This window comes from Sandaracinus amylolyticus, from assembly GCF_000737325.1.
GTDB classification, from domain to species: domain Bacteria; phylum Myxococcota_A; class Polyangia; order Polyangiales; family Sandaracinaceae; genus Sandaracinus; species Sandaracinus amylolyticus.
The window spans coordinates 6,389,030-6,414,906 of sequence record NZ_CP011125.1 but is presented as its reverse complement, the minus strand read 5'-3'; the positions used below and the strand labels follow the sequence as shown (position 1 = coordinate 6,414,906).

At 73.2% G+C, this 25,877-nt stretch carries 22 protein-coding genes and 1 pseudogene; 12 read left to right on the top strand and 11 right to left on the bottom strand.

The annotated features are described in order from the left end of the window. Positions 1 to 54: 54 nt before the first annotated feature. Complete coding sequence (locus tag DB32_RS26950; RefSeq protein ID WP_053238969.1) at positions 55 to 2,316, top strand: type IV pilus secretin PilQ; 2,262 nt, start codon at positions 55 to 57, stop codon at positions 2,314 to 2,316. Here DB32_RS26950 and DB32_RS26945 read toward each other — a convergent pair whose 3' ends face one another. Both DB32_RS26945 and DB32_RS48555 read right to left on the bottom strand, forming a co-directional pair. Then, the gene (locus DB32_RS26945; protein WP_053235513.1) at positions 2,317 to 3,177 is read right to left on the bottom strand and encodes a tetratricopeptide repeat protein; all 861 of its coding nucleotides are present in this window, start codon (positions 3,175 to 3,177) and stop codon (positions 2,317 to 2,319) included. Further along, positions 3,165 to 4,655: an FG-GAP repeat domain-containing protein gene (locus tag DB32_RS48555; RefSeq protein ID WP_169791566.1), complete on the bottom strand. Its 1,491-nt coding sequence runs from the start codon at positions 4,653 to 4,655 to the stop codon at positions 3,165 to 3,167. Before DB32_RS48555 ends, DB32_RS26945 begins: the two co-directional genes overlap by 13 nt. Between DB32_RS48555 and DB32_RS48550 the strand changes: the two genes are divergently transcribed. Further along, a complete protein-coding gene (locus DB32_RS48550; protein ID WP_169791565.1) occupies positions 4,584 to 7,262 on the top strand; it encodes a hypothetical protein in 2,679 nt (892 codons plus the stop codon). The genes DB32_RS48555 and DB32_RS48550 overlap by 72 nt on opposite strands. Next, on the top strand, positions 7,246 to 9,801 hold the full coding sequence (locus DB32_RS50035) for a hypothetical protein (RefSeq protein WP_275935493.1): 2,556 nt from the start codon (positions 7,246 to 7,248) through the stop codon (positions 9,799 to 9,801). The genes DB32_RS48550 and DB32_RS50035 overlap by 17 nt, the downstream gene beginning before the upstream one ends. A 293-nt stretch (positions 9,802 to 10,094) precedes the next feature. Here the strand turns inward: DB32_RS50035 and DB32_RS50295 are convergent. Continuing rightward, a pseudogene (locus DB32_RS50295) lies at positions 10,095 to 10,325 on the bottom strand (four helix bundle protein); the annotation flags it as partial. 425 nt (positions 10,326 to 10,750) lie between these two features. Here DB32_RS50295 and DB32_RS26925 point away from each other — a divergent pair. After that, complete coding sequence (locus DB32_RS26925) at positions 10,751 to 11,731, top strand: hypothetical protein (RefSeq protein WP_157069434.1); 981 nt, start codon at positions 10,751 to 10,753, stop codon at positions 11,729 to 11,731. Positions 11,732 to 12,034: 303 nt separating this feature from the next. Beyond that, a complete protein-coding gene (locus tag DB32_RS26920; protein WP_053235508.1) occupies positions 12,035 to 13,579 on the top strand; it encodes a chondroitinase-B domain-containing protein in 1,545 nt (514 codons plus the stop codon). Here the strand turns inward: DB32_RS26920 and DB32_RS26915 are convergent. Continuing rightward, positions 13,470 to 13,850 (bottom strand): response regulator, encoded by a 381-nt coding sequence (locus tag DB32_RS26915; protein WP_157069433.1) that lies wholly within the window; start codon positions 13,848 to 13,850, stop codon positions 13,470 to 13,472. The genes DB32_RS26920 and DB32_RS26915 overlap by 110 nt on opposite strands. A gap of 101 nt (positions 13,851 to 13,951) precedes the next feature. Here DB32_RS26915 and DB32_RS26910 point away from each other — a divergent pair, with 101 nt between their 5' ends. Further along, positions 13,952 to 14,506: a hypothetical protein gene (locus tag DB32_RS26910; protein ID WP_053235506.1), complete on the top strand. Its 555-nt coding sequence runs from the start codon at positions 13,952 to 13,954 to the stop codon at positions 14,504 to 14,506. Positions 14,507 to 14,616: 110 nt separating this feature from the next. On the opposite strand, the gene DB32_RS26905 is transcribed toward DB32_RS26910, so the two are convergent. Genes DB32_RS26905 through DB32_RS26895 form a run of 3 tightly spaced genes read right to left on the bottom strand, consistent with a single transcriptional unit; the run spans position 14,617 to position 18,076 of the window. Beyond that, positions 14,617 to 15,900 (bottom strand): sulfotransferase family protein, encoded by a 1,284-nt coding sequence (locus DB32_RS26905; RefSeq protein ID WP_053235505.1) that lies wholly within the window; start codon positions 15,898 to 15,900, stop codon positions 14,617 to 14,619. Beyond that, the gene (locus tag DB32_RS26900; protein ID WP_157069432.1) at positions 15,897 to 17,006 is read right to left on the bottom strand and encodes a DUF1214 domain-containing protein; all 1,110 of its coding nucleotides are present in this window, start codon (positions 17,004 to 17,006) and stop codon (positions 15,897 to 15,899) included. The genes DB32_RS26905 and DB32_RS26900 overlap by 4 nt, the downstream gene beginning before the upstream one ends. Next, on the bottom strand, positions 17,003 to 18,076 hold the full coding sequence (locus tag DB32_RS26895; protein ID WP_169791564.1) for an SDR family NAD(P)-dependent oxidoreductase: 1,074 nt from the start codon (positions 18,074 to 18,076) through the stop codon (positions 17,003 to 17,005). Before DB32_RS26895 ends, DB32_RS26900 begins: the two co-directional genes overlap by 4 nt. Before the next feature lie 98 nt (positions 18,077 to 18,174). Here DB32_RS26895 and DB32_RS26890 point away from each other — a divergent pair, with 98 nt between their 5' ends. Together DB32_RS26890 and DB32_RS26885 are read left to right on the top strand one after the other, a co-directional pair. Then, positions 18,175 to 19,245 carry an alpha/beta hydrolase gene (locus DB32_RS26890; RefSeq protein ID WP_075097639.1) on the top strand — a complete coding sequence of 357 codons (1,071 nt, stop codon included), beginning with the start codon at positions 18,175 to 18,177 and terminating at the stop codon, positions 19,243 to 19,245. Between the two features lie 61 nt (positions 19,246 to 19,306). Next, a complete protein-coding gene (locus DB32_RS26885) occupies positions 19,307 to 20,017 on the top strand; it encodes a hypothetical protein (protein ID WP_053235503.1) in 711 nt (236 codons plus the stop codon). Between the two features lie 3 nt (positions 20,018 to 20,020). Here the strand turns inward: DB32_RS26885 and DB32_RS26880 are convergent, their stop codons facing one another. Beyond that, positions 20,021 to 21,241, bottom strand: a complete 1,221-nt coding sequence (locus DB32_RS26880) for a CaiB/BaiF CoA transferase family protein (RefSeq protein ID WP_053235502.1) — start codon at positions 21,239 to 21,241, stop codon at positions 20,021 to 20,023. Between the two features lie 4 nt (positions 21,242 to 21,245). Beyond that, a complete protein-coding gene (locus tag DB32_RS45665) occupies positions 21,246 to 21,746 on the bottom strand; it encodes an SCP2 sterol-binding domain-containing protein (RefSeq protein ID WP_169791563.1) in 501 nt (166 codons plus the stop codon). Between DB32_RS45665 and DB32_RS26870 the strand changes: the two genes are divergently transcribed. Further along, positions 21,739 to 22,011, top strand: a complete 273-nt coding sequence (locus DB32_RS26870) for a hypothetical protein (RefSeq protein WP_169791562.1) — start codon at positions 21,739 to 21,741, stop codon at positions 22,009 to 22,011. The genes DB32_RS45665 and DB32_RS26870 overlap by 8 nt on opposite strands. Before the next feature lie 82 nt (positions 22,012 to 22,093). Further along, complete coding sequence (locus DB32_RS26865) at positions 22,094 to 22,738, top strand: tetratricopeptide repeat protein (protein ID WP_053235499.1); 645 nt, start codon at positions 22,094 to 22,096, stop codon at positions 22,736 to 22,738. 3 nt (positions 22,739 to 22,741) lie between these two features. Here DB32_RS26865 and DB32_RS26860 read toward each other — a convergent pair whose 3' ends face one another. Next, a complete protein-coding gene (locus DB32_RS26860) occupies positions 22,742 to 23,518 on the bottom strand; it encodes a hypothetical protein (protein WP_053235498.1) in 777 nt (258 codons plus the stop codon). A gap of 413 nt (positions 23,519 to 23,931) precedes the next feature. Here DB32_RS26860 and DB32_RS47130 point away from each other — a divergent pair, with 413 nt between their 5' ends. Together DB32_RS47130 and DB32_RS47125 are read left to right on the top strand one after the other, a co-directional pair. Beyond that, on the top strand, positions 23,932 to 24,282 hold the full coding sequence (locus DB32_RS47130) for a hypothetical protein (RefSeq protein WP_157069430.1): 351 nt from the start codon (positions 23,932 to 23,934) through the stop codon (positions 24,280 to 24,282). A 500-nt stretch (positions 24,283 to 24,782) separates the two neighbouring features. Then, on the top strand, positions 24,783 to 24,950 hold the full coding sequence (locus DB32_RS47125; protein ID WP_157069429.1) for a hypothetical protein: 168 nt from the start codon (positions 24,783 to 24,785) through the stop codon (positions 24,948 to 24,950). A 293-nt stretch (positions 24,951 to 25,243) separates the two neighbouring features. Here the strand turns inward: DB32_RS47125 and DB32_RS26845 are convergent, their stop codons facing one another. Then, positions 25,244 to 25,837, bottom strand: coding sequence for a DUF4112 domain-containing protein (locus DB32_RS26845; RefSeq protein WP_169791561.1), 594 nt, complete (start codon positions 25,835 to 25,837; stop codon positions 25,244 to 25,246). Between the last annotated feature and the right edge of the window lie 40 nt (positions 25,838 to 25,877).

Here is a 25,877-nt window from a genome sequence, read left to right as displayed (position 1 = left end):
CGAATCGCGCGACGCGCGTTCGAAGATCACGACGTGGGACGAGAGGAGAGCTCCATGCGTCGGCTGTTCCCGATCGTGGCGATCGTCGCGCTGCTCTGGCAGGGCACGAGCGCGGTGCGCGCGCAGCCGGCGTCCTCGGCGCGCGTCGAAGCGCTCGCGCTGCGAGGCGACGAGACTCGCGCCGATGTCGTGATCCGCGGCGCGTTCGACGTGCCGGTCTACGCGGTGCGCAGTCGCGAGGGTGGGCGCGTCGTCGTCGTCGACGTGCAGGGCGCGTCGCTCGCCGATGCGGGCGCGTCGCTCGAGGGCGATGCGTCGCTGATCACGCGGACGACGTCGAGCACGAGCGCGCACGGCGTGCGCATCGAGCTGGAGACGCGGAGCGCGGTCTCGTATCGCGTGCGCGCGTCGTCGGGGCGCATCCAGCTGCGGCTCGAGGCGCTGCCCGACGCGAGCGACGAGAGCGAGAGCGCGGTCCCGGTCGTGTCGGGCGCGGAGGAGCCCGCGAGCGAGCCCGCGGCGGACGCGCCGCTCGCGGTGCGCGGCGTGAGCGTGGAGCGTCGCGACGGACGTGATCGCGTCGTCGTGTCGCTGAGCCGCGGCGCGGAGTTCCGGCTGCTTCCGGGGCGCGTCGGGCCGGCGCGGCTCGAGCTGCCCGCGGCGGAGATCGCGCCGGGCGCGCGTCGCGAGGTGCGCGTCGAGGGGGACGGCGCGGTCGTGCGCAGCGTGCGCGTGCGCAGCAGCGACGGACGCACGATCGTCGAGGTCGATCGCGCGGAGGGCGCGACGGGCACTGCGATCCGCGAAGGTGATCGCATCGTGTGGCTCTTCGCAGCGCCGCCGCCGAGCGCCGACACGCGCCCCCGCTCGCGCACCATCGCGCGCGAGACGCACCTCGACGACGAGCTCGGGACGCTCGAGGACGCGGGCGCGAGCGAGATCGAGTCGGAGGAAGCAGCGGCGTTCCTCACCGACGTCCCGCTGCAGGTCGATGCCGCGCGCGGATCGCGCCAGTACCGCGGGCGCCGCATCGATCTCGACTTCAACAACGCCGACATCCACAACATCCTGCGGCTCCTCGCGGAGGTCGGCGGCGTCAACATCGTCACCAGCGACGACGTGAGCGGCACCGTCACGATCCGCATGCGGAACGTGCCGTGGGACCAGGCGCTCGAGGTCGTGCTGCAGGCGAAGGGCCTCGGCATGGTGCGCCGCGGGAACCTGATCCGCGTCGCGCCGCTCTCGACGCTCGAGAAGGAGCGCGAGGCCGCGATCGCGCGACGCAAGCAGCAGGTGGAGCTCGCGCCGCTCGAGACGCGCCTGGTGCCGGTGAGCTACGCGACCGCGAGCGAGCTCGAGCCCCGCGTGCGCGAGCTGCTCTCGCCGCGCGGCACCGTGAGCGTCGACGAGCGCACCAACGTGCTGATCGTGCGCGACATGGTCGAGGCGCTCGACGACGTCGAGGAGCTCGTCCGCACGCTCGACACGCAGACGCCACAGGTGCTCGTCGAAGCGCGCATCGTCGAGGCGACGAGCCAGTACATCCGCGACGTCGGCATCCAGTGGGGTGGCGACGTGACGATGAGCACCGCGACGGGCAACCCGACGGGCCTCGTGTTCCCGTCGTCGGTGGGCGTCGCGGGTGGTGCGTCCGATCAGACGACGCCGACCGCGGGCCTCTCGCCGTTCTCGCGTCAGGTCGCGGTGCCGAACTTCGGCGTGAACCTCCCGGCGACGGTCGGCACCGGCAACGGCGGCGCCATCGGCCTCACGCTCGGATCGCTCGGCGGCAACGTGCACCTCGCGGTGCGCCTCAGCGCCGCGGAGGCCAGCGGCACCGTCCGCATCATCTCGAGCCCGCGCATCCTGACGCTCGACAACCACGAGGCGCACATCGCGCAGGGCACCCTGATCCCGTACTCGCAGATCAGCGCGCAGGGCGTCCAGACCGCGTTCCAGGAAGCGAAGCTCGAGCTGCGCGTGCGCCCGCACGTGACGAGCGACGGCAGCGTCGCGATGCACGTGCGCATCACGCGCGACGAGCCCGACTTCACGCGGACGTCGGTGCGCGGTGACCCGACGATCCTCAAGCGCGAGGCGGAGACCGATCTGCTCGTCGACGACGGGCACACCGCGGTCATCGGCGGCATCTACACGCGCACGACGGGCCGCAACGTCGATCAGGTGCCGTTCTTCGGCGACATCCCGATCCTCGGCGTGCTCTTCCAGCGCCGCCGCGTGCGAGACGAGCGCAGCGAGCTGCTGATCTTCCTCACGCCGCGCATCGTGAACCGCGACGAAGCGCTGCGGCGGTAGTCAGAAGCGCAGCAGAGGGAGCTCGACGCGCCCGGGAGGCAACGTGCCCCCGGGCGTTTGTCCTCCGTCGCTCGCCGCGACGCCGATCGCGACGCCGGCGCCGACCACGATCACCGCGCCGCCGATCAGCGCCCAGAACCACCACTCCTCGATCACCGAGCCGCCGTCACCGGTGCGCACCGGGACCGACGAGGGCACGAGCGGGCCACCTGCGCGCGCGACGACACGATCGCGCGCGTCGCGCAGCTCGGCGTAGAGCTCGATCGATCCGACGCCTTCGGGCACGTCCACCGACGCGACGAACCGCTCGCCGTCGCGCTGCGCGTCGATGCTGCGCCACTCGAGCTCGCCCTCGGCGCGCGCGAGCACGCGCACGGTGGCGCGATCGCTCGCGTCGCCTTCCACGTCGATCGCGACGCGCGTGCTCGAGCCCGCGCGCGCTGCGCTCGGCGCTTCGAGGCGGAGCGCGATCTCGGGATCGAGCGCGGCATCGGGGACCATCCGCGCGCGCACGGTCTCGACGAAGCGACGAATGCGCGGCGAGCCGCTGGGCTCGCGCACCGACCAGTACGGATCGATGCGGAAGAGCGACTCGAACGCCTCGCGCGCCGCCTCTTCGCGATCGAGCACCACCAGCGCCGAGCCCATCGTCTCGAGCGCGCTCGCGCGCTCGACGTCGCGCACCCCGGGCGTGCCGAGCGCGCGCCGTGCGGCGTCGACCGCGCCGGCGAACTCGAGCTCCGCGTAGAGGCGGCGCGCGTCGTCGACGAGCCGCTGCGCGTCGCTCGGCGCCTGCGCGTGCGCTTGCGCAGCGGTCATCACGAGCACGGCGAGCGCGATGCGTGTGCTCAGGGTCGCCACGTCGTCACCGTCGAGCTCGCGTCCCGCACTGCGATCTCGCGCGCGCCGTCGCCGTCGGCGTCGAGCACCGCGAGATCGATCGCGACCGCGTCGAGCGTCTCGGTCGAGGCGACCCAGAGCCCGCGCGCGTCGCGCGCCCACACGCTCACCGCGCCCGCGGCGTCGAGCGCGACGATCTCGTCGACGCAGTCGCCGTCGAGATCGACCGCCTCGAGGCGGCGCGCATCGGCCGCGAGCATCGGTGGGGTCGCGCCGGTGCGATCCTCGAGCAGCCCGTCGCCGCGGTTGAGCGCGATGCGCAAGGTCGCGCCCGTCGCGCTCGCGAGATCGAGCGTGCCGTCGCCGTCGAGATCGCCCAGCGTGATCGGCCCCGTCGCGGTCGCGATCGACGCTGGCAGCGCGCCGGGCTCGTCGCGGAACCCCGCCTCGAGCGCGAGCAGCACGCGGGTCGCGGTGTCGCTCGTCGCGACGAGATCGTCGCGACCGTCGCCCGTGAGATCGCCCGCGAGCACGCGCGTGAACGATCCCGTGGCGATGCTGCGCGGAGCATCCTCGTCCCACGCGCTGATCGCGAGCCCGGTGTCGCTCGCGATCGCGACGCCGCGCGCGCCGTCGTCGGTGCGCACCCCGAGCGCGACGTCGCGCGCCGACGCACCGAGCGTCGTCGAGCCCGCGCCGGGATCGTCGCCGCGCACCACCCGCGCGCCGTCGGCGCCTGCGATCACGACGTCGACGAGACAGTCGTCGTCGAGGTCGCCGCTCGCGACCGCGAGCGCACCGACCGCCCCGAGCTCCGCGACGAGCCCGCCCTCGAGCGCGACCAGCGCGCCCTCCGCGTCGATCGCGAGCAGCTCGTCGCGACCATCGGCGTCGACGTCCGCCGCGAGCATCCGCGCGCCGTCGGGCAGCGCATCGAACGCGCCGACCTCGCGCGGCGCGATGGGATCGACGTCGCGCGTGACGCAGCGCACGGCACGGAGGCGCTGCTCGACGACGCCCTGATCCCCGAAGCGCGCCTCGCTCGACGCGCGGGCGACGGTGCGCCCGTCGCGCGACACCCGCGCGCTCAGGACGAGCGTGTCGTTCACCCGCTCGCCCGCGACGAACGTCAGCGAGCGCTCGCCCGCGGGCAGCGCCGCGACCTCGTACGACGAGGCGAACACCATCTCGTCCGCCGCGGACGCGACGAGGCACACGGAGTCGCCGTCGCGGTCGTCGATTTCCAAGAGCACCCGGACGGCGCGTTCGCTTCCGCACGCGGCACAGAGCGACACGACCACGAGCCCCATCGCGGGCGGCGAAAACGCGCGCACCGCGCCTACATACCACGCGCGGCCTTCGTATACTGCGCCATGCTTCTTGGCCTGCGGGGCGTCGGCCCCGGTGCTCGCGGTCTGCGCGCGCTCGTGCCAGTCCTCGTCGCGCTGTTCGCGATCGCGAGCGCGTCGTGCGGCGCGCGATCGACGCTCGAGATCCACCAGTGGGACTCCGGCCCGGGCCCGGTCCCGTCGCCCGAGCGATGCAACGGCATCGACGACGATCTCGACGGGCTCGTCGCGAGCGGCGTGCTCGACGGCGGCGTGCTCGACGGCAGTCGGCGCGACGGCGCGGTCTGCGACGGCGACGGAGGGTGCGACGTCGATCAGCGCGTCGACGAGGACTTCCGCGACGATCTCGGCCGCTACGTGCACCCCGAGCACTGCGGCGCGTGCGGTCGCGCGTGCACCGTGGAGAGCGTCGAGCACTCGGTCGAGGTGACCTGCGGCGTCGTCGAGGAGAGCCCGGTGTGCGTCGCGCTCGCGTGCGAGCCCGGGTTCGCGCCGTCGAGCACCGGACGCTGCGTGCCGATCTGGGATCGCCTCTGCCTCTCGTGCGCCGACGACGGCGACTGCGGTGATCTCGCGATGGGCGCCAGCTGCTCGTTCCTCGCGGGCGAGCGGCGCTGCACCGTCGACTGCGCGCTCGGCTGCCCCGACGGCTACGCGTGCCTCGAGGGCGTGTGCGCGCCCGAGGGCGGCAGCTGCTCGTGCGATCCCGGCGACGACTTCGACCTCGCGTGCGCGCTGATCGATCCCGAGGGCCGGCGCTGCGCCGGGAGCGCGTCGTGCGACGACGGAACGCTCAGCGAGTGCGTCGCGCCCGACGAGGTGTGCGACGAGGTCGACAACGACTGCGACGGCACGATCGACGAGGGCTATCGCGACGCGCGCGGCGCGTACATCCTCGACATCCACCACTGCGGCGAGTGCGGCGTCGACTGCACGCTGAGCACGGTGCCCGAGGGCGATCTCGTGTGCGGAGGCGATCCCTTCGTGCCGACGTGCGTGCTCTCGTGCCCCGACGCGGAAGACGGCATCCAGCCCGGCGACGAGATCGACGGCGATCGCGACATCGCGACCGGCTGCGAGTGCACCGTGACGTCGCTCTCCGACGTGCCGGGCCCGGTGCGCGCGACCGGCGAGATGCTCGACGTGAACTGCGACGGCGCGGACGGCATCGTCGTGCAGAGCTTCTACGTCGCGGCCGACGGCAACGACGCGTGGCCGGGATCGCCGACGCGTCCGCTGCGCCACATCGACGTCGCGCTGGAGCGCGCCGCGATGTCGCTCGAGACCGCGAGCCCGCGGCCGCACGTGTTCGTCGCGGTCGGGCTCTACACCGAGACGCTGCACGTGCCCGACGGAGTGCAGCTGCACGGCGGCTATCGACGCGACTTCCTCTCGCTCGACCCCGACGGCTTCCGCGTCGAGGTGCGCGCGCCGAGTGACACCACTGCGCCCGGCGGCGCGGCGATGGAGGTGCGCGGCGCGGGCGCGCGCGAGACCGTGATCGAGTGGATCTCGCTGCGCGGCGTCGACGCGGACGGGCCCTCGGAGGCGGCGTTCGGCGCGTACCTGCTCGATCCCGGGCCGCGCTTCGTCATGCGCGACATGACGGTGCGCGCGGGCGTGCCGGGCAGCGGCGTCGGGGGCGCGAACGGCGTCGCGGGCGTCGGCTCGATGTCGATGCCGGAGGTCGGCGAGGTTCCGCGCGGTGCGGTCGAGGACGGGGCGCATCGCTGTCTACCGGGCGACGCGCGCAACGTCGTGCGCGGCGGGCGCGGAGGACGGAACGTGTGCGACGGAGTCGAGACACACGGCGGCGACGGCGGCTCGCCGCGCTGCCCGATGATGTCGACGTTCCAGCCCGCCGGCGTGGTCGGACGCAGCGCGGGCGCCGCGTCGGGCGGCGGGGGCGGCAACGGCGGTCAGGACTCGCGCGGTCCGATCACGCGCGAGACCGGCACGTGCCCGACCGCGGTGTGCTGCGGGCTCGCGGACTTCTCGGTGCCGACCGACTTCACCGGGCCGGAGCCGGGCCGCCCGGGCAACGACGGCGTGAACGGGACTGCCGGGAATTCGTGCGCCGAGCCCTTCGGTCGCTTCGATGACGATCGCTGGGTCGGCGTCGACGCGACCGCGGGCTCGGTGGGACGCCCCGGCAGCGGCGGCGGCGGCGGCGGCGCGGGCGGCGGCGCCGAGATGCAGTGGTTCGATCGCTCGTGCGAGTTCGTCGACGGGCTCGGCGGCGGCGGCGGCGGTGGCGGCGCCGGCGGATGCGGCGGTCAGCCCGGTCGCGCCGGGACGAGCGGCGCGCCCTCGGTCGCGATCCTCGTGCGCTACACCGCGGGCGCGCCCACGAGCGTGCCGACGATCTCGGGCGTGACCATCGCACCGGCCGACGGTGGTCGCGGCGGCGACGGCGGCGCGGGCGGTGACGGCGGACAGGGCGCGAACGGCGCGTTCGGTGGCGCGCTCGATCGCGCGTCGCGCACGACGCCGACGCTCGCCGGGCCCTTCGCCGGCGCGCGCGGCGGGCAGGGTGGCAACGGCGGCGCGGGTGGCGGCGGCGGCGCGGGCTGCGGCGGCGCGTCGGTCGGCGTGTGGATCACCGGCGTCTCGAGCGAGCCCTCCGGGGTCGGCGCGTGGCGCTCCGGGAACACGTTCGAGCTCGGTCGCGGTGGGCTCGCGGGGCGTGGTGGTGGCGGTGCGGCGGCGGCGCGCGACGGTGCGGCGGGAGGGTCGAGCGATGTCGTCGTTCGTTGAGCGTTCGCTCCTGCTCCTGGTCGCGCTGGTCGCGCTGAGCGGCTGCTACGAGGCGCACCTCTGCGGCACGCCCGAGGTCTGCAACCTGCGCGACGACGACTGCGACGGCCGCGCCGACGAGGGCTTCGTCGACGACGACGGCGTCTACCGCAGCGTCGAGGCGTGCGGGCAGTGCGGCATCGTCTGCGCCGACGTCTTCCCGACCGCCGAGCTCGTCGAGTGCGTCGACGACGAGGAGAACGGTCCGACGTGCGTGATCATCACCTGCGCCGAGGGCTTCCATCGCGCCGGCGACGGCGCGTGCGTGCCCGACGTGCCCTCGCTCTGTCTGCCCTGCACGACCGACGACGACTGCGGCCTGCGCCTGCCCGGCGCCCGCTGCCTCGAGACCGCGACCGGCGCGATGCGCTGCGGCCAGCCGTGCGACGACACCGCGCTCTGCCCCGAGGGCTTCGAGTGCCTGCCCGGCATGCCCGAGGGCGATCCCGGCCAGTGCGTCCCGCTCAGCGGCATCTGCGCGTGCGGCGAGGGCACGGAGGGCGTGGAGCTCGCGTGCATCCTCGAGAGCCCCGACGACGGCCAGCGCTGCGCCGGCATCCAGCGCTGCGGCGCCGACGGACCGAGCGAGTGCGAGCCCGCGCTCACCGAGGTCTGCAACGCGCAGGACGACGACTGCGACGGCGCGCTCGACGAGGACTTCCGCGACGAAGAGGGCCGCTACATCGCGCGCCTGCACTGCGGCGGCTGCGCGACCCCGTGCGTCGAGCCGGGGCCGAACATGATCGCGGAGTGCCTCCCCGACGGCGCCGCGCCGAGCGTGCGCTGCGAGGTCGAGTGCCTCGAGGGCTTCGTCGACGTCGATCGCATCCTCGCGAACGGCTGCGAGTGCGAGCGCTGGGACGGCAGCGGACCGCCGCCCGCCGTCGGCGGCGACGCGGACTGCGACGGCGTGCCCGACGACACGTCGGACTTCGTCTACGTGAGCGTCACCGGCAGCGACACCAACCCCGGCACGCTCGCGCGTCCGATGCGCACGCTGACCGCGGCGCAGGAGCGCGCGCGCGCGCAGGGCAAGGACGTGCTCGTCTCGCGCGGCATCTACGACGGGCCCTTCGACGTCGTCGGCGGCGTGAGCGTGTTCGGCGGGTACTCGCCGGACTTCCGCGATCGCGACCTCGAGCTCTACCCGGTGCTCATCGAGCGCAGCGCCGCCGAGGCGGGCACGCCGCCGCTCACCTGCCGCAACGTGACGGCGGCCACGCGCATCGAGGGCTTCGTCATCCAGGGCAGCGACGCGACGCGCGAGGGCGCGGGCAGCACCGCGGTGCTCGTCGACGGCTGCGGGCCCGCGGTGCGCTTCGCGTCGCTCACGGTGCTCGCGGGGCGTGGCGCCGACGGCGTGCGCGGCGACGACTCGAGCACGAACCTGCGCGACTGGGGCCTCAGCACGCTCACCCAGCTCGACGGAACGCGCGGCGCCGAGGGCGCGCCGGGCAACACCGACGGCGTCGCGTGCCGTCGCGTCGAGGGCGGCGCGGGCGGTCGTCACGCGTGCCGCGCGGTCGACGTGAGCGGCGGTCGCGGTGGTGCCGCGGAGTGCCCGGGGAACATCTGCACGAACGGCGCGGCGTGCGCGAACGCGGGCTGCACCGACTTCACGAGCGGCGGCGTCTGCGACATCGATCGCGTGCTCGCGCTCGCGACGCCGAACCCCGCCGCGCAGACGGGCCGCGGCCCGACGCCGGGCGCGGCGGGCGAGCTCTCGTTCAACGCGCCGACCAACCGCGGCGTCTGCAACTTCTGCGACGACAACCCGACGCTGCTCCGCGACGGCGGCAACGGCGTCGACGGCGGCAGCGGCGCGAACGGCGGGGGCGGGCTCGGGTGCAGCGCGCCTCCGATCGTCGACGTGCAGGGGCGGCTCGCCGGTCGTCGCGGCAGCGACGGCACGCCGGGCAGCGACGGCAGCGGCGGTGGCGGCGCGACGGCGGGCGGCGGGTACGAGGTGATCGGCGGCACGTCGGGCAGCTGCATCGATCGCAGCGGCGGCAGCGGAGGCGGCGGCGGCAGCGGCGGCTGCGGCGCGCCCCAGGCCGACGGCGGCGGCGGCGCGGGCTACTCGGTCGGCGTGCTCGTCATCGCGCGCGGCGGCGCCGGGCCGACGTTCGAGAGCACGGTGCGCGTCGTGACCTCGAGCGGCGGCCGCGGCGGCGACGGCGGCGTCGGCGCGGCGGGCGGCGCGGGCGGCACGGGCGCGGGCGGCGGGGTGGGCCGCTTCTGGTGCGCGCGCATGGGCGGCCGCGGCGGCGACGGCGGCCGTGGCGGCTCGGGCGGCGGCGGCGGTGGTGGATGCGGCGGCGGCAGCCACGGCGTGTACATCAGCGGCGCGGATGGGGGCTATCGCGACGCGGTCGCGGGCTCGGTGATGATCGAGCGCGCGGGCGTCGCGGGCCGCGGCGGCCGCGGCGGCTTCTCGCCGGGCATGTCGGGCACGGACGGCACGAACGGCACCGACGCGGCAGTCGTGCTGGCGCCGTGATCTCGAGAACGATCTAGGTGCTCACCGTGAGGCTTCGGTGTGCACGTTCGCGCGAGGGCGCGCTGGCGCGCGCTCGCGCTCACAGCTGTTTCGTTTGGGTCTCGTCGAGCGGGCCGCTCGTGGTGGGGTTGCTTCGCAGGGGCGCGATCTCGAGTCCCCGCAGATCGTGCTCGGCGATGTGATCTCGAGGACGGTCGCGATCTTCGACGCGCTGGCGATCTCGAGAACGCGCACTCGCACTCGCACGCTCGCTCCGCACTCGCACGCTTCCCCCGCCCTCCCGCTCCGAGCGCTTCGATCACGTCCAGACACGCGCTCACCTCCCGCGCGCTCCCGAGCGCCGTCAGGTTGCGCAGCCGTCGATTCCCGCCGCGCAGGCCGTCCGCCTCCGCGAGATTGAGCGGCACGCTGATCGCCGCGCGCTCGAGCTGTCGCGCCAGCTCCGCGCTGCGCGTCTTCACCGCTTCGCCCAGCCGCGCTGCGTCGCGCACCAGCTCGACGGCGTCCGTGTAGATCCTGAGCATCGTCGTCTCCGCGCCCGGCTCGAAGCTCGACTCGCGTCAGTGCGCGCCGACCCGAGCTCGGGTGCGCAGCACCCCCGCAGGCGCGCGCAGGCGGGGTCGAGGCTCGCGAAGCGACCGTGCAGCGAAATCGATGGCGAGCCGCTGTTGCTCGCTGTCGATTTCGCGGAGCGGCGGGCCCGCAGGGCCCGGCCTCGACGCCGCCGAGCACGCCAGCACGCTCGAGAAGCCCGAGCGACCCACTCCGGCCTGCAGGCGGCGTGATGGAGCTTGGGGTGCGGGGGCGGGGATGGGTGCGGGGGCGCGTGCGGGTGCGGGGGCGCGTGCGGGTGCGGGGTTGCTTCGCGCTGGGGTGATCTCGAGGACGCGCTCGTCGCCTTCGAGAGCGTGATCTCGAGAGCGCGCTGGGTGCTCACCGTGAGGCTTCGGTGTGCACGTTCGCGCGAGGGCGCGCTGGCGCGCGCTCGCGCTCACCGCTGTTTCGTTTGAGCCGTGTCGAGCGGGCCGCTCGTGGTGGGGTTGCTTCGCAGGGGCGCGATCTCGAGTCCCCGCGGATCGTGCTCGGAGGCGCGCTCTCGAGAACGGTCGCGCTCTTCGACGCGCTCGCGATCTCGAGAACGCGCTTCCCGCCCCCGCCCCCGCACTCGCCCTCGCCCCCGCCCTCGCACTCGCCCCCGCCCCCTCCCGCCCCTGGCGCGCTTCTCGCGCCCGTTGTTACCGTCCCGCGCGGGAGGGCAGCCATGCCGAGAAAGCTGAGAGCACAAGAGACACTCGACACCATCGAGGACGAGATCCTCTTCACCCGCGCGGCCCTGGAGGCCGACCCCGACGCCGCGGATCTGCTCCCGATGACCGACTCCTGGCTCGCGCTGGTCGACGCCACCCGCGCGACCGATCGCACGGCCCGCATCGCGGGCACGAGCGCGAGCGCCCTGCGCATCGTCGCGAACGGACGCCTCGACGACGCGTGCACCCGCTTCGGTCGCACGCTCGCGATCGACACGCCGACGACCTCGCCGCGCTGGCGGCGCTTCTTCGGCTCCGCGATCTCCTCCTGGATCGAGCAGCGCCTCGTCGCCCAGGTCGCCGCGGTCCGCGCGTGGCTGGCGATCACCGACGAGCCCGTGCTCGAGGCGCACCGCGCGCCGCTCGCGCAGTGGAGCGAGGCCGCGCAGGTCGCCCTCGACCGCACCGCCGCGAGCGCGCAGACCCGCGGCGCGGCGCAGATCGCGCGCGAGTCGCTGGCCGAGGATCTGACCCGCGAGCGCGACGGCGTGTACGCCGCGCTGCTGCAGCGAGCCGGCGAGCGCAGCCTCGCGCGCGACTGGGCCGCGCGCTTCTTCCGCGTCGAGCGCCGCCGCGGTGACCCCGACGCCGAGCCCGAAGGCCCGCCGAGCCCCGCCTCCTGATCGGAGCCCGCGCTCCGCAGGCCGGAAGCGACGATCGTGACGTCCGCGAGGGCGCCTCCCGACCCCGGGCAGGCGCCCTCGCGCGCTCGCGGAGCCCGATCCGGCGCCCGGAACGCGCTCTCGGACGCCCGATCCGGCCCTTCCGGCGCCGAGATCCCGGCCCCCACGGCCCCGCGGGAGCTCGCCCGGCCGCCGGATCGCGCCCCGGGCGCGTCACATGTATCGAATTCGCTCTCCGGAGAGCCCGCTCGGACCGCGCGCAGCGTCTGGACGACGCGGGAAGGAGCGAGCGAGCATCCCCCGATGGTGGCTCGCTCCCTCGTCCTCGCGGTGCTCCTGCTCGTCCCGATGCGCGCGCTGGCGCGCGACGTCCCGGTGTCCGACGCGACATCCCTCCGCGCCGCGCTCGCCGATGCGCAGCCCGGCGACGTCATCCTGCTCGCCGACGGCACCTACGACGTCGACGCGAACCTGCGGTGCGACGCCGACGGCACCGCCGAGGCGCCGATCGTCGTGCGCGCCGTGACCGCGCTCGGCGCGCACGTCCGCTTCGACGCCGTCGAGGGCTTCGTGGTGCGCGGCGCGCACTGGCGCTTCGAGGATCTCGAGATCGAAGGCGTGTGCGCCGTCGACAGCGAGTGCGAGCACGCGTGGCACGTCGTCGGCGACGCCGACTTCACGGTGATCCGCGGCAACCGCGCGCACGGCTTCAACGCGCAGATCAAGGCGAACGGGGAGGGCGACCCGCGCGTGTGGCCCGACGACGTGCTCGTCGAGGACAACGAATTCTTCAACCCGCGCGCCCGCATGACGAGCAACCCCGTCACGCCGATCGACGTGGTCGGGGGTCGTCGCTGGATCGTCCGCGGCAACTACATCCACGACCACCACAAGGGCATGGGCGACGGCATCAGCTACGCCGCGTTCCTGAAGGGCCACTCGCACGACGGGATCATCGAGCGCAACCTCGTCGTCTGCGAGCAGCTCCACACAGGCGGCACGCGCCTCGGGCTCTCGTTCGGCGGCGGCGGCACCGGCCCCGACTCGATCTGCGAGGGCGGCTCGTGCTCGCCCGAGCACCAGGGCGGCATCATGCGCAACAACGTGATCGTGCACTGCCCGAGCGACGTCGGCGTGTACGTGAACGAGTGCGCCGACTGCCTCGTCGCGCACAACACGCTCTACGACACGACCGGCATCGACGTGCGCTTCGCCGCGAGCGACGTGCGCGTGATCGGCAACCTGCTCTCGGGGCGCGTCCGCGCGCGCGACGGCGCGACGCTCGCGTCGAGCGGCAACCGCGAGATGGTCGCCGAGGCCGAGTGGACCGCGTGGTTCGTGTCGCCCGACGAGGCGGACTTCACGCTGCGCGACGGCGCGGAGATCGTCGATCGCGGCGCTGCGCTCGCGGAGGTGACCGACGACTTCTGCGGCAACGATCGCGACGACGGCATGCCCGATCTCGGCGCGGTCGAGCACGACGGAGACGGGCCGTGCGACACCACGATGCCCGGCGGCGGTGGAACGACGCCGGGCGTCGACGCGGGCATCGTGGTCGACGCGGGCATGGTCGACGCGAGCACCTCCGGCGTCGACGCGGGCACGTCCGGCGTCGATGCGAGCGCGCGCGTGGACGGCGGCGCGCCGGCGGGCGAGGTCTCGGGCGGGTGCGGCTGTCGCGCCGGCGGTCGCGGCGGATCGCGCGTCGCGTGGCTCGCGCTGCTCGCGCTCGTCGTGCTCAGCCGATCAGCTCGGACGCGATCGCGACGAGACGCGCAGGGTCGAACGGCTTCGCGAGCACGGCCTGGAACAGCGAAGGACGGAACCGCACGAGCTCGTCGGTCCTGATCTCGCCGCTGATCGCGATCGCGGGCACCTCGCGGAGCCAGCCCGCGGCGCGGATGCGCTCCATCATCTCGATGCCGCTCTCGGTCGGCATCGCGATGTCGGTGACGATCAGGTCGACGCTGCGCTGCGCGAGCGCCTCGCGCGCGGTCGCGCCGTTCGAGGCGCCGATCACCGTCGCGCCGCCCGACGCGAGGTACTGCGAGATCAGGTCGCGCATGTCCTCGTGGTCCTCCACCACGAGCACCGTGCGTCCGCGAAGTGGCCCGTTCACCGAAGGAATCGTCACAGCGTCCGTCTCGTGGACGTAGACGCTCCGCGATGCGCGCGCAACAACACACGTGATGACCGACGCATGCGCGGCTGGCTCACACGATGGTTCCCCGTTCGCGCGCTCGACCACGTCGGCGCGGGCGCGTACGCCCTCGTCGACGCGACCGTGATCTCGGCCGACGCGATCGCGAGCACGATCCGCCGACCCACGCCGCCGCGATCCGCTGGACGCTGCTCTACGAGCACAGCGAGCTCGGCTCGTCGCGCGCCGGCGGAGGGCGCGACAGCGCGCTGCGCGCTTTCGCGAGCGGCTGGCGCGGCGAGTCGATCGTGCTGCGCGCTGCGTGCGGTCGGACGATCGGCGTCGCGCTCGCGGACGCGCGCCTGCGCGCGCCGATCGATCCCGCGGACGGGACGCCGCTCGGCACCAGCCCCGCGTCGTCGGCGGCCTACGGCGCGCTCGTGTCGCGCGCGCCTGCGGGCGCGGGACCGGTCTTCGTGCGCGAGCACGGCATCCAGGCGGGCCAGACGCTGCGCCTGCGCGCGTGGCTCGAGCCAGCGGGGCCCACCGGCGGCTATCGCGACGCGGCGAGCCCGACCTCGGTGCAGTTCCGCGCCACGCGCGAGATCACGCTCGAGGACGATCTCCGGGCCTAGCTGCCTTTTGTGTTTCGTCGCAGCCCGTCGAACAACACCACGTTCTCCGCGGAATCCCAGCATCTGACGATGCCGGCTCCGCTCCGATCGCGGCATCGTTCGACGGGCTGCTAGACGCGGAACGCGTCGCGGTAGTGCTCGAGCGCGCGATCGACGTCGCGCTCCGCGAGCCCGAAGTCGCTCAGCCGGTAGCGGTGCACGCCGTGCCGGTGCTGCACCTCGCTGCGCAGCGTGTCGCGCATCCGCGTCTCGGCGTCCTTCGTCCACGGCATGCCGGTGCGCTCCTCGATGCCGCGCACCACCGCGAGCGGGTTCTCCATCAGCTCGCCGTAGCGCACGTCGACGAAGCGCGAGGCGCCCACGCGCTTCCGCACGTCCATCGCGCGCGTCATCATGCGCGTGCCTTTGCGCAGCCAGCTGCGACCGATCTCGTGGGGGTCGACGTCGTCGCTGAACACGCCGCGACCGTGGGCGAGCATGCTGCAGAAGCTCGGCACGACCTGCTGCGGATCGCGGTGCGTCCACACGATCGTCGCGTCGGGGAACACGTCGAGCAGGACGTCGAGCCACTCGAGGTGGTGCGGCGTCTTGAGCACCCAGCGCGCGTGCTCGCCCTCCGCGGGGCGCTGCCACTGCAGCGACTGCAGCACGCGCTTCATGTAGCGATAGGCGGGCGTCTGATCCTGCTCCTCGAGCCACATCGCGTAGCTCGGCACGCGCAGCGTGCTCTCGGGCACGGTGCTGCGGAACGCGAGGTCGAGCAGCAGCACGTCCTCTTCGGGCGCGAGCGCGTCGACCGGGTGCACCGCGAAGAAGTCGGGCGCCATCCACCGCAGCCCGGTCTCGGCGCGCTGCGCGTTCGCGACGCGCTTCTGTCGCTCCTCGAGATCGGCGCCCGCGGGATCGAGAGGGACCGGCGAGAGCGCCTCCCACGAGGAGAGCGTTCGGATGCGCGCGTCGCTCGCGAGGAGGCGATGCAGCAGCGTGGTGCCGGTGCGCGGCAGACCGACGATCACGATCGGCTTCGCGACGCGCTCCGACTCGATGCGCGGCTGACGGCGCACCAGCTCCTCGAGCCGCATGCGCGTCGCGAGCGTCGAGATGAGCCGCTCGCGCGTGATGTAGCGACCGATCGGGTGCAGCCGCGCCTCTTCGTCGATGGCGCGCAGCAGCACGCGCATCGGCTGGCGGAACGACGCGTCGCCGAGGTCGAGCAGCCCGGTGCGCTCCTCCGCGGCCTCGATCAGCGACGACTCGTCGAGCGAGATGCGCCATCCGCGTCCGCCGAGTCCGCGCATCAGCCGGTTCGCGAGGCGGATCACCCGCGGGCGATACGGACGGCGATAGTCGGTCGACGTCGCGCTCCGACGCGCGAAGAGGCGCACGCGCCTCACGGGAGCCCTCGGACGTCGGAGAGCTTCACCACGCGCGTGCGCGGCTGCGGGGGATCGCCCTCGGGCCGCACCCAGCGGAAGCACATCGTGCCGAACGTGTGCCCCGTGGTCTCGATCCAGTTGGGCACGCCGGGATCGCGATGCGCGACCACGATGCGCACGCTGCCGTCGTCGCGCGTCGTCGCGGTCGCGGTGTTCACGTGGATGCGGTGGTAGCGGTAGTCGAGCGACTCCATCCAGTGGTTGTTCAGCTGGAAGTTCCAGTGGTCGCACTTCGGCGGTGTCGCATCGATCACCAGCGCCTCGTCGTCCGCGAGGCGCCAGTACGAGTGGTAGTACGCGATGTCCGCGAGCCCCCCGAAGCGGTTCGAGATCTCCTGGTCGAAGCGCGGCAGCTCGTTCGTGTGCGCCTGGAACATCTGCGCCCACGACGCGAAGAGCATCGGCGCGCCGCGCACCAGCATCGCGGTGCTCTGGAAGCCCTCGTCGAGCATCGCAGGCGTGAGCGGCTCGAGCGCGCGATCCGCGCCGATGCGCTCGATGCGCAGCTCGGCGATGCGCTCCTTCGGATCGAGCCGCGACTGCCGGACGATCAGCGTGCCCGAGTCCTTCGTCATCGGGAGCCACGTCTGGCCGGGCTCGAGCGCCGCGGGCTTCTCGCAGGCGACGATCACCTCGAACGTTCCGTCCTCGCGCACGCGCAGCTCGCTCGTGTCGATCTGCCCGGTCGGCGGCATCCCGTTGCCGCGCCCGTAGTGCCCGATCTGCGTCGCGAACGAGAGGAAGTGCACCGTGCCGCGCGCGCCCACGATGCGATACGCGTGCTCGCCCGAGATCGCCGCGTTGAGATAGACGTTGTCCGGGTTGTCCGCGCCCATCTTCGCGGTCTCGTGGACCACCCGCTGCAGGACCGGCGCGCGCGGATCGTTGTGCTCCACGAACGTCTGGAGCGCGGCGCGCAGGATGCGCGACAGATAGCGATAGCCCTCGGCGCGCGTCAGCGGATCCGCGGGCCCGTCCTGCACGATCTGCCCGGCGGCCTTGAGCGCGTCGCAGAGCTCGGCCCACGACGTTCCGTCCATCACTCGCTGCGTGCTGTCGCTCATCGTCCTTCTCCGCCCTCGTCCGAACGACCGAGCGCGTGACCCGTGCTCGCGAGCAAGCGCTCGCTCGCGTCCCAGAGCCGCTTGCCGAGCTCGGCGTCGCGCGCCTGCGCGGCGCGATCCTTCACGCGCGTGACGTGCACGTAGAGCCCGGTGTCGCCCTCGATCGCGCGCGCGCCGACGAGATAGACGATCGGCTTCGCGGCGAGCGCAGGGTCCTTGAAGAACGCCTTCATGGTCGCGCCGAGCGCGGGCTTCGCCCACGACGGCGCCTCGCGCGCGATGTCCGTGTTCACCGCGCCCGGACAGACGGTGTGCACGGCGACCTCGCCGCGCAGCCGATTCGCGAGCTCGTGCGACCACGTCTCGGCGAGCAGCTTCGTCGCGCCGTACTCCTGCACCGCCTCGCGCATCGACCAGGCGCGGAACGAGCCGAGCCGCGAGAAGTCGATCGGCGGCGCGCTGCGATGCGACTCGCTCGACACGAACACGATGCGCGGCAGCCGATGGTCCTGACCGGGATCGCGCGCGTCGGGATCGTCGCCGGCGCGCGCGCCGGGCCCGCGCGCGATCACGCCGCGCTCGAGCAGGCGCCGCACGAGCAGCACGTTCGACAGGAAGTTCACCTGGAAGCTCTCGTCGAGCCCGTGCTTGGTGCGTCGCGCCTCGCGCGGGACGATCCCCGCGTTGAGCACCACCGCGTCGAGCGCGACGCCGTCCTCCGCGAGCTCCGCGACCATGCGCTCGATCGACGCGAGATCCCCGAGATCGAGCCCGACCGCCTCGACCGTGCCCGCGCCCGCGCCGGCCTCTCGGCGCACGACGTCCATGACCTCCGGGATGCCGCTGCGACACGCCATGACGACGTGCGCGCCGCGGCGCACGAGGTCGACGGTGATCGCGAGGCCGAGCCCGCGGTTCGCGCCCGTGACGAGCACGGTGCGCCCGTCGAGGCGCTCGTGGGGAGAGAGTGCGAGCGGCGGTGCGCGGTCGCGGATTCGGTCGACGATCCCACCGATCGTCGCAGCGAAGGCACCGTCGTAGCGTGGACGCAAGAGATCGCGAAGCCCCATGCGACGCGGGAGCATACGGGATCGCGCAACGAGTGGTGCGAACAAGAGCGCGACCGCTTCTCCGACCGCGGCGCGGCCTCTACGATGCGTGCATCGCGATGTCCGAACGCAACCTGCCTCGCCGCGTCGCGCGCCGCGTGCTGCGCGCTGCGCTCTCGACCCCCGCGCCCGTGCTGCGCCGCATGCTCGGCCCCGCGCCGGTGAACGATCGCGGCTCGCCGCTCGACCTGCAGACGCAGGCGATCCTGCGGCTGCTCGCCGACTGGCGCGAGCCGCCGCACGAGCTCGGCACGCTGCGCATGCGTCGCGACTTCGACCTGCAGGCGCCGCTCGTCGACGTCGAGCCCGCGCCGGTGCATCGCGTCGAGGATCGCTTCGTGCCCGGCGCGCACGGTGCGATCCGCGTGCGCATCTACGAGCCCGAGGCGCGCGCGTCGCGTGCCCGCCCGGCGTGCGTCTACTTCCACGGCGGCGGCTGGGTGATCGGCAGCCTCGAGTCGTACGACGCGGTGTGCCGCAAGATCGCGACGCGCGCGCGCTGCGTCGTGATCTCGGTCGACTACCGGCTCGCGCCAGAGCACGTGTTCCCCGCCGCGGCGCTCGATGCGATCGCCGCGTTCCAGTGGGTGATCGAGCACGCGGGCGAGCTCGGGATCGATCCGCGTCGCGTCGCCGTCGCGGGCGACAGCGCGGGCGGGAACCTCTCGGCGATCGTCGCGCGCGAAGCGCGCGCGCTGCGCTCCGCGTCGGGAGAGCCGCGCGCGCCCGCGTTCCAGCTGCTCGTCTACCCGGCGACCGATCTCACGCGCACGCACGAGTCGCATCGCCTCTTCGCGCGCGGGTTCCTGCTCGAGAAGGACACGATGGACTGGTTCCTCGGCCACTACGGGGTCGAGGACGAGCGCCATCCGCTCGGCTCACCGCTGCACGCCGACGACGTGCGCGACGTCGCGCCCGCGTACGTCGTCACCGCGGGCTTCGATCCGCTGCGCGACGAGGGCGAGGCGTACGCGAAGAAGCTCGGAGATGCGGGCGTGCGCGTCGAGGTGCGCTGCGAGCAAGGCCTCGTGCACGGGTTCTTCTCGATGGGCGGCGTGATCGACGCAGCGAGAACGGCCGTGGATCGTGCGATCGACGCGCTCTCGCGAGGCCTCGCCGGCACTGTTTAGTTCCACATGGACCGTGGATGCTCGTGGTAGGCTCGGAGCTTCGCGGAGCGAGCGCTCACCGATGCCGTCCCCTCTCCTCGGATACAACAACAACGTCCGGCACCGCGGGAAGATCTTCCACATCCAGACCGAGGATTCGGGGGTCACGCACGCGCACATCTTCACGCATCTCTTCGCCGACGGTGGGCGCATCATCGCGACGAAGAAGACGACGTACGCGCAGTACCTCGGGACGGAGCGCTTCCCGGGCATCGTGAAGAAGCTGATGCAGGCGCAGCACAAGGCGATGTTCATCGCGCTGCGCGACGGGCTCTTCGACGAGGACGAGGTCGCGGGCGCGCGTGCGTTCGCCGAGCGTCCGATCGTCCTCGAGGAGGACGCGACGCAGCCGACGTCGGTGGTCGCGCCGACCGCATCGCGCCCCGAGGTCGACGTCGACGCGCTCGAGCGCGCCGCCGCGCAGCTCTCCGGCGGCTACACGCCCCCGAGCGCGCCCGCGAAGCCCGCGCCCGCCGCGAAGTCCCCGCCGATCCCGCCCGCACCGAGCCGTGCGGCGCAGCCCGTCGCCGCCGCAGCACGCCCGGTGACGCCCGCTGCCGCGGTGAAGCCGCCGAGCAACCGCCCGCGCTACCAGGCGACGCAGCCCGCGTCGGTGCGCCCGCGCGCCCCGAAGCAGAACGAGTCGCTCTTCGGCGCCGACATCCTCAGCGAGAAGTCGCTCGACGAAGTGATCATGAGCTACCTCGCCGAGGACCTCGACGAGAAGGAGTGACGATCAGCGCGCTGCGCCGGTCGCGATCAGCGCGTCGATCTCGCTCTCGCTCCAGCCTGCGTCGTGCAGCACCGCGCGCGTGTCGCGCCCCTGCGTCGGCGCCGGGCCCGTCGCGGCCTCGCTCGCGATCGGGGTGCGCGGCACCGGCAGCGTGACGCCCGACGCGTCGTGCGCGACGAACATCTCGCGCGCGACGTGCTGCGGGTCGCTCGGCACTTCCTCGGGCATCAGCACCGGCTCGAGGCAGCAGTCGACCTTCTCGGCGAACGCGACCCACTCCGCGAACGTCTTGCTCGCGAAGACGTCGCGCAGCCGCGCCTTCCAGGTCTCCTGGTGCGGCCCCGGCATCAGCGCGTCCATGCCCGGCTCGATCCCCACGCCGGTGCAGAACGCGACCCAGAACTTCGGCTCGAGCGCGCCGAGCGCCATCGCGCGCCCGTCCTTCGTGCGGTACGTGCCGAACGGCGCGATGCCTCCGTTGAGCGCGCCCGCGCCCTGCGCGTGCGATCCATCGCCCGCGAGCGCCGCCATCAGCCCGAACGCGCCGAGCACCATCGAGCCCTCGCACATCGACACGTCGACGAAGCGTCCCGCGCCCGTCGTCGTGCGCGCGTGCAGCGCCGCGAGGATCCCGCTCACCGCGAAGAGCGCGCCGCCCGCCATGTCGGCCATCTGCACGCCGGGCACCTGGGGCGGACCGCTCTCCGGGCCCGTCAGCCCGAGCACGCCCGCGCGCGCGATGTACCCGATGTCGTGCCCCGCGCGCTGCGCGGCCGGACCGTCCTGACCGAACCCCGTGATCGCGCAGTACACGAGCCCCGGGCTCGCCGCGCGCAGCCGATCGAACCCGAGCCCGAGGCGCTCCATCACGCCGGGGCGAAAGCTCTCGATCAGCACGTCGTAGCGCGGCGCGAGGCGCAGCAGCGCCTCCTGTCCCTCGCGCTTCTTCAGGTCGAGCACGAGGCTGCGCTTGCCGCGGTTCAGCGCGTGGAACGCGGCGTTCATCGGCGTGCCCTTCGAGGCATCGCCGACCATCGGCGGCATGAAGCGCAGGTAGTCGCCGCCGCTGGGATCCTCGACCTTGTCCACGGCCGCGCCGAGATCCGCGAGGATCATCGACGCGAAGGGGCCGGGGAGCAGGCGCGAGAGATCGAGGATGCGCAGGCCCGAGAGCGGGCGTCGTGTCAGCCGATCGACCGCGTTCGGGCCGTGCGCGTCCGTCATGGAATCACGCGAGGATCTGCTGGAGCTTGGTCGCGAGCATCGCGTTGCCCGTGACCTTGAGCTTGCCGGTGAAGAAGAGCTGCATCGCCGCGCCCGGGTTGTCGGAGATGGTCTTCCAGTCGTCGGCCGAGAGCTCGAGCGTGCAGTCCGCGCCGCCCTTGTCGCCGGTGGTCACGCCGACGTCGTTCTTGCAGTCGACCGTCCAGACGCCGCCGCCGTCGCCGTTGATCTTGAAGAGGAAGACGGCGCCGATGGCCTTCGCCTTGTCGGGGTTGGCGGCGATCTTCTGCGGGAGGCGGGTTCCGAAATCGGTCTGGGCGTCGGCCATGAGATGTCCTCCGAAGGTTCCTGAACGCGAACGCCCGATCACCGAACCGGCACTGAATGGCGATTCAGCGGGCGCGTCGCGGTCATAGACCCCCATGCCGCACGGTGTCAAGGCGCCCCACGTCGTGCTACGACCGTCGCCTTCTTCCCGACGATCGGAGACAGCGCGCGTGGCCATCAAGGACTTTCTCAAGAAGCGTGGCATGGAGCTGATGCAGGACCCGAAGGTCACGAAGCTCATGCAGGACGAGCGCGTGATGAAGGTGGCGATGCAGGCCTTCCAGCTGCGCGGGAAGGTGCAGGAGCAGATCGACGGCAACGTCGAGAAGGTCGCGCACTCGCTGGGCCTCGTGACCAAGAGCGACGTCCGCGAGCTGAAGCGCACGATCAAGAAGCTCGAGACCGAGCTGAAGAAGCAGCAGGACGCCGCGAAGAAGGAGTGACGCGCGAGCAGAGTCTCTCGCGCGGGCGTGGCACCATCGGTCCGTGAATGACGGCGCGCGCTGCGTCGTCGATGGAGACCGAATGCGCCTGCTGATCTCGCTCGCTCTCGCGCTGTGGCTCGTCTCGGCTCCAGCGCTCGCGCAGGACGTGCAGCGGGCGCAGGAGCTCTTCCAGCAGGGCATCGCGGCGTACGACGCGGGGCGGCTCGACGAGGCCGTGCGCCTCTTGCGCGACGCCGACGCGATCGTCCACTCGCCCGAGCTGACGTTCAACATCGCGCGCGTGTACGAGCGCATGGGCGAGTCGCGCGAGGCCATCCGGCACTTCGAGCGCTACCTGCGCGAGGCGCGTCCCGAGGGCGACGAGCGCGCCGACGTCGAGCGCCGCATCACCGCGATGCGCGAGCTCGATCGCCGCATGCGCGATCAGGTCATGACGACGCCGCCCAGCACCGACGAGATGACCCAGGAGGCGCGCGTCTTCTTCGAGCGCGGCGTCGCCATGTTCCGCCGCCGCCAGTACGACGCCGCGCTCCAGGCGTTCACCGCCGCGTACAACTTCGCGAGGCTCCCCGAGGTCGTCTACAACCTCGCCGTCGCGAGCGAGCGCACGGGGCACACGCAGGACGCGATCGACTACTACCGCGAGTACCTGCGCGCGCGCCCCGATGGCCCCGACCGCGCGTACGTCGAGCGCCGCATCGCGCAGCTGCGCGCGCCGCGCTGACGATCACTCCTTCGGCTTCTTCTTCCTCACGAGCGGGCGCGACGCGAGCGGCGGGACGTGCGCGTCGGCATCGCTGCCGAACAGCCATCCGCCGGCGCGACGCAGCAGCTCGTGGTCGCTCGCCAGCAGCGCGCCGAGCGCATCGCGCGCCGCGGCCGCGTCCACCACCGCATCGTCCTTCGTCGTCTTGCGCACCCGCGCGGGGCGCACGAGCTCGAGCAGCTCGGTGCCCAGCGTCGCTGCTTCTGCGATCTGCTCGCGCGTGACCGGCGATCGATTGCGCAGCGCGGCCGCGTTCTTCTGGAAGAGCGCCGAGAGCTCGACGCAGTCGCGCGCGACGTCGAGCGCGCCGCGACCCTCGCGGATCTTCGCGACGCGCGCGGCCGGGAGCAGCCCCGCGAGCGCGAGCGACTCGGCGCTCGTGAGCAGCAGCTGACGCAGCTCGTGTGCGCGCTGCAGCTTCGGTGCGACGATGCGCGGCTTCGCGTTCTTCGCGCGCTCCGCGGCGCGCGCGGCGTACGCCACCGCGAGCGCGACGTCGGGCAGCCGCCGCACCTGCGCGAGCTCGAGGCGCGGCAGCTCGTCGCGCACGCGCCGCTCGTGCGCGAGCACCGCGTCCACGCCGGCGCGCACGTTCTGCAGCGCGATGACCGGGTCGAGCCGGAACGTGCTCGCTCGGCCGTCTGCCAGCGCGCGCTGCGCGATCGGCAGGAGCTCTTCGTACTGCGCGAGCCCTTCGGTCTGATCGGAGCTGGATGTGCTGCGTCGTGCGGTCGCCATCGTCGTCGTCCCCCCTCGCGCGAACGGTAGCGGCGGCGCGAGCGCGCGATCAAGCGCTCGCCCCCGCAGTCGCATGCGAGGTCGAGCGTGGACGCGGGATCGCGGCGCGGGTCGAGCGTGGATGGGTGCGTGGTGCGGGCGCTGGGCGAAGGGCCGAGCGTGGATGGGGTGCGTGGCGCGGGCGCTGCGGGAAGGGTCGAGCGTGCGCGTGGTGCGTGGCGCAGGGACCGCTCGAAGGGTCGAGCGTGGATGGAGTGCGTGAGGCGGGGATCGCGCGAAGGGTCGAGCGTGGGCGTGGTGCGTGGAGCCGGGATCGCGGGAAGGGTCGAGCGTGGGCGTGGTGCGTGGCGCCGGCGCCGCTCGGAGGGGCGATGCTCGGATATCGTGCTCGGCGAGCGCAGGAGGACGACGACGTGAGCCCGCTCGACCTGGAGAGCCCGCGGTGGGCGGAGCTGGAGACGCACTTCGGCGACGGCGGCGAGGTCCCGCTCGCGATCGAGCGCTGGCTCGGCGCGCGCGGCCGCGACCTCGAGCGCGACGAGTATGGCGAGCTCTTCGAGCTCTTCTTGCACCAGCTGTCGATCACGTCGTGCGCGTACGCGGTCGTGCCGTGGCTCGTGCACGGGCTCGCGGAGAGCGCGCCCGAGCTGGCGCTCGAGATCACGCCCGCGAGCACGATCCGCGGGGACTCGAGATCGCGCCGACCGCGAAGCAACCCCACCACGAGCGGCCCGCTCGACACGGCTCGAACGAAACAGCTGTGAGCGCGAGCGCGCGCCAGCGCGCCCTCGAGCGAACGTGCACACCGAAGCCTGACGGTGAGCACCCAGATCGTCCTCGAGGTCACCTCACCGCGAGCGACGAGCGCGTCGTCGAGATCACACCACCTGGAAGCCGGGATGGGTCGCTCGGGCTTCTCGAGCGTGCCGGCGTGCTCGGCGGCGTCGAGGCCGGGCCCTGCGGGCCCGCCGCTCCACGAAATCGACAGCGAGCGAACAGCGGCTCGCCATCGATTTCGCTGCACGGTCGCTTCGCGAGCCCCGACCCCGCCTGCGCGCGGGTGCGGAGGTGCTGCGCACCCGAGCTCGGGCCGGCTCGCACTGACGCGAGTCGAGCTTCGAGCCGGGCGCGGAGACGACGATGCTCAGGATCTACACGGACGCAGTCGCGCTGGTGCGCGATGCGGCGCGGCTCGGCGAGGCCGTGAAGACGCGCAGCGCGGAGCTGGCGCGACAGCTCGAGCGGGCGGGCCGAGGCCGACGGCGTGCGCGGCGGGAACCGACGGCTGCGCAACCTGACGGCGCTCGGGAGCGCGCGGGAGGTGAGCGCGTGCTGTGACGTCGCCGAGGCGCTCGGAGCGGCGAAGGTGGACGGCGCGATGCGCGCGCGGCTGGATCGGATCATCGGGACGCTGGTGCGCTGCACGCGGTGAAGCGACACGAGCCGGCGGTCGCGAGGCCGCCGGCTCGTGTTGCGAGTGCGAGTGCGAGTGCGAGTGCGGGTGCGAGTGCGGGTTCTCGCGATCGCGAGCGCGTCGATGCCCACGTGTCGTCGAGATCACGCGCTCGAGCACGATCTGCGGGGACTCGAGATCGCGCCGACCGCGGAGCAACCCCACTACGAGCGGCCCGCTCGTCGAGACCCTTCGAAACCAGCAGAGCGACGTGCGCGCGCAGCGCGCACCTGGAGCGAGTGCACACCGAAGCGGCACGGTCGCCACGACACTCAGCTGCCGGTGATCGTGCGCCAGAGCTCGTAGAGCACGCCGAAGCCGACGCCGTAGACGATCACCACCGGGATCACGAAGCCCGCGATCGCGAGGAGCACGCCCGCGCCGACGACGAGGTAGTCGGCGGCGCCGGGCTTCGCCTTCGGGTCGTCGCGGTACTTGCGGATGATCTCGAGGTTGCGGCGGTTCGAGCGGAAGAACATGTCGAACGCGTCGCCGAGGAACGGGATCGCGCCGACGACGGTGTCGATCGCGATGTTGAGCAGCATGCGCAGCAGCGCGATCGTCGGGACGCGCTCCTTCAGCGCGAGCAGGAGCAGCGACACCGAGCCGGTGCTGGTGATCGCGTCGCCCGCGCCCGGGATGAGGAAGCCGATGACCGGATCGAGCCCGAGGTGGATGTTCGTGCCCGGGATGCGCAGCGTCTCGTCGAGGAACCGCACGAGCTTCTCGGCCCACGGCGCGAGCTGCTGGGTCGCGAGCTTGCGCAGCTCGGGCGAGAGCTGATCGCCGCCGTCGATGCGCGCGAGCGCCTCGTCGACCGCGCGATCCGTGATGCGCTTGGCGTGCTCGTCGAGGTGGCGCTCCATCGAGAGGGATCGTCCCACGAAGAGCGAGTACGGACGAGCG

Coding starts and splice junctions, on each gene's coding strand:
- DB32_RS26895 (WP_169791564.1), bottom strand. CDS start 18,076: ATGGGGCTTCGCGATCTCTTGCGTCCACGCTACGACGGTGCCTTCGCT.
- DB32_RS26950 (WP_053238969.1), top strand. CDS start 55: ATGCGTCGGCTGTTCCCGATCGTGGCGATCGTCGCGCTGCTCTGGCAG.
- DB32_RS26845 (WP_169791561.1), bottom strand. CDS start 25,837: ATGGAGCGCCACCTCGACGAGCACGCCAAGCGCATCACGGATCGCGCG.
- DB32_RS26900 (WP_157069432.1), bottom strand. CDS start 17,006: ATGAGCGACAGCACGCAGCGAGTGATGGACGGAACGTCGTGGGCCGAG.
- DB32_RS26880 (WP_053235502.1), bottom strand. CDS start 21,241: ATGACGGACGCGCACGGCCCGAACGCGGTCGATCGGCTGACACGACGC.
- DB32_RS50035 (WP_275935493.1), top strand. CDS start 7,246: ATGTCGTCGTTCGTTGAGCGTTCGCTCCTGCTCCTGGTCGCGCTGGTC.
- DB32_RS26890 (WP_075097639.1), top strand. CDS start 18,175: ATGTCCGAACGCAACCTGCCTCGCCGCGTCGCGCGCCGCGTGCTGCGC.
- DB32_RS26860 (WP_053235498.1), bottom strand. CDS start 23,518: ATGGCGACCGCACGACGCAGCACATCCAGCTCCGATCAGACCGAAGGG.
- DB32_RS26920 (WP_053235508.1), top strand. CDS start 12,035: ATGGTGGCTCGCTCCCTCGTCCTCGCGGTGCTCCTGCTCGTCCCGATG.
- DB32_RS26885 (WP_053235503.1), top strand. CDS start 19,307: ATGCCGTCCCCTCTCCTCGGATACAACAACAACGTCCGGCACCGCGGG.
- DB32_RS26865 (WP_053235499.1), top strand. CDS start 22,094: ATGCGCCTGCTGATCTCGCTCGCTCTCGCGCTGTGGCTCGTCTCGGCT.
- DB32_RS45665 (WP_169791563.1), bottom strand. CDS start 21,746: ATGGCCACGCGCGCTGTCTCCGATCGTCGGGAAGAAGGCGACGGTCGT.
- DB32_RS26910 (WP_053235506.1), top strand. CDS start 13,952: ATGGTTCCCCGTTCGCGCGCTCGACCACGTCGGCGCGGGCGCGTACGC.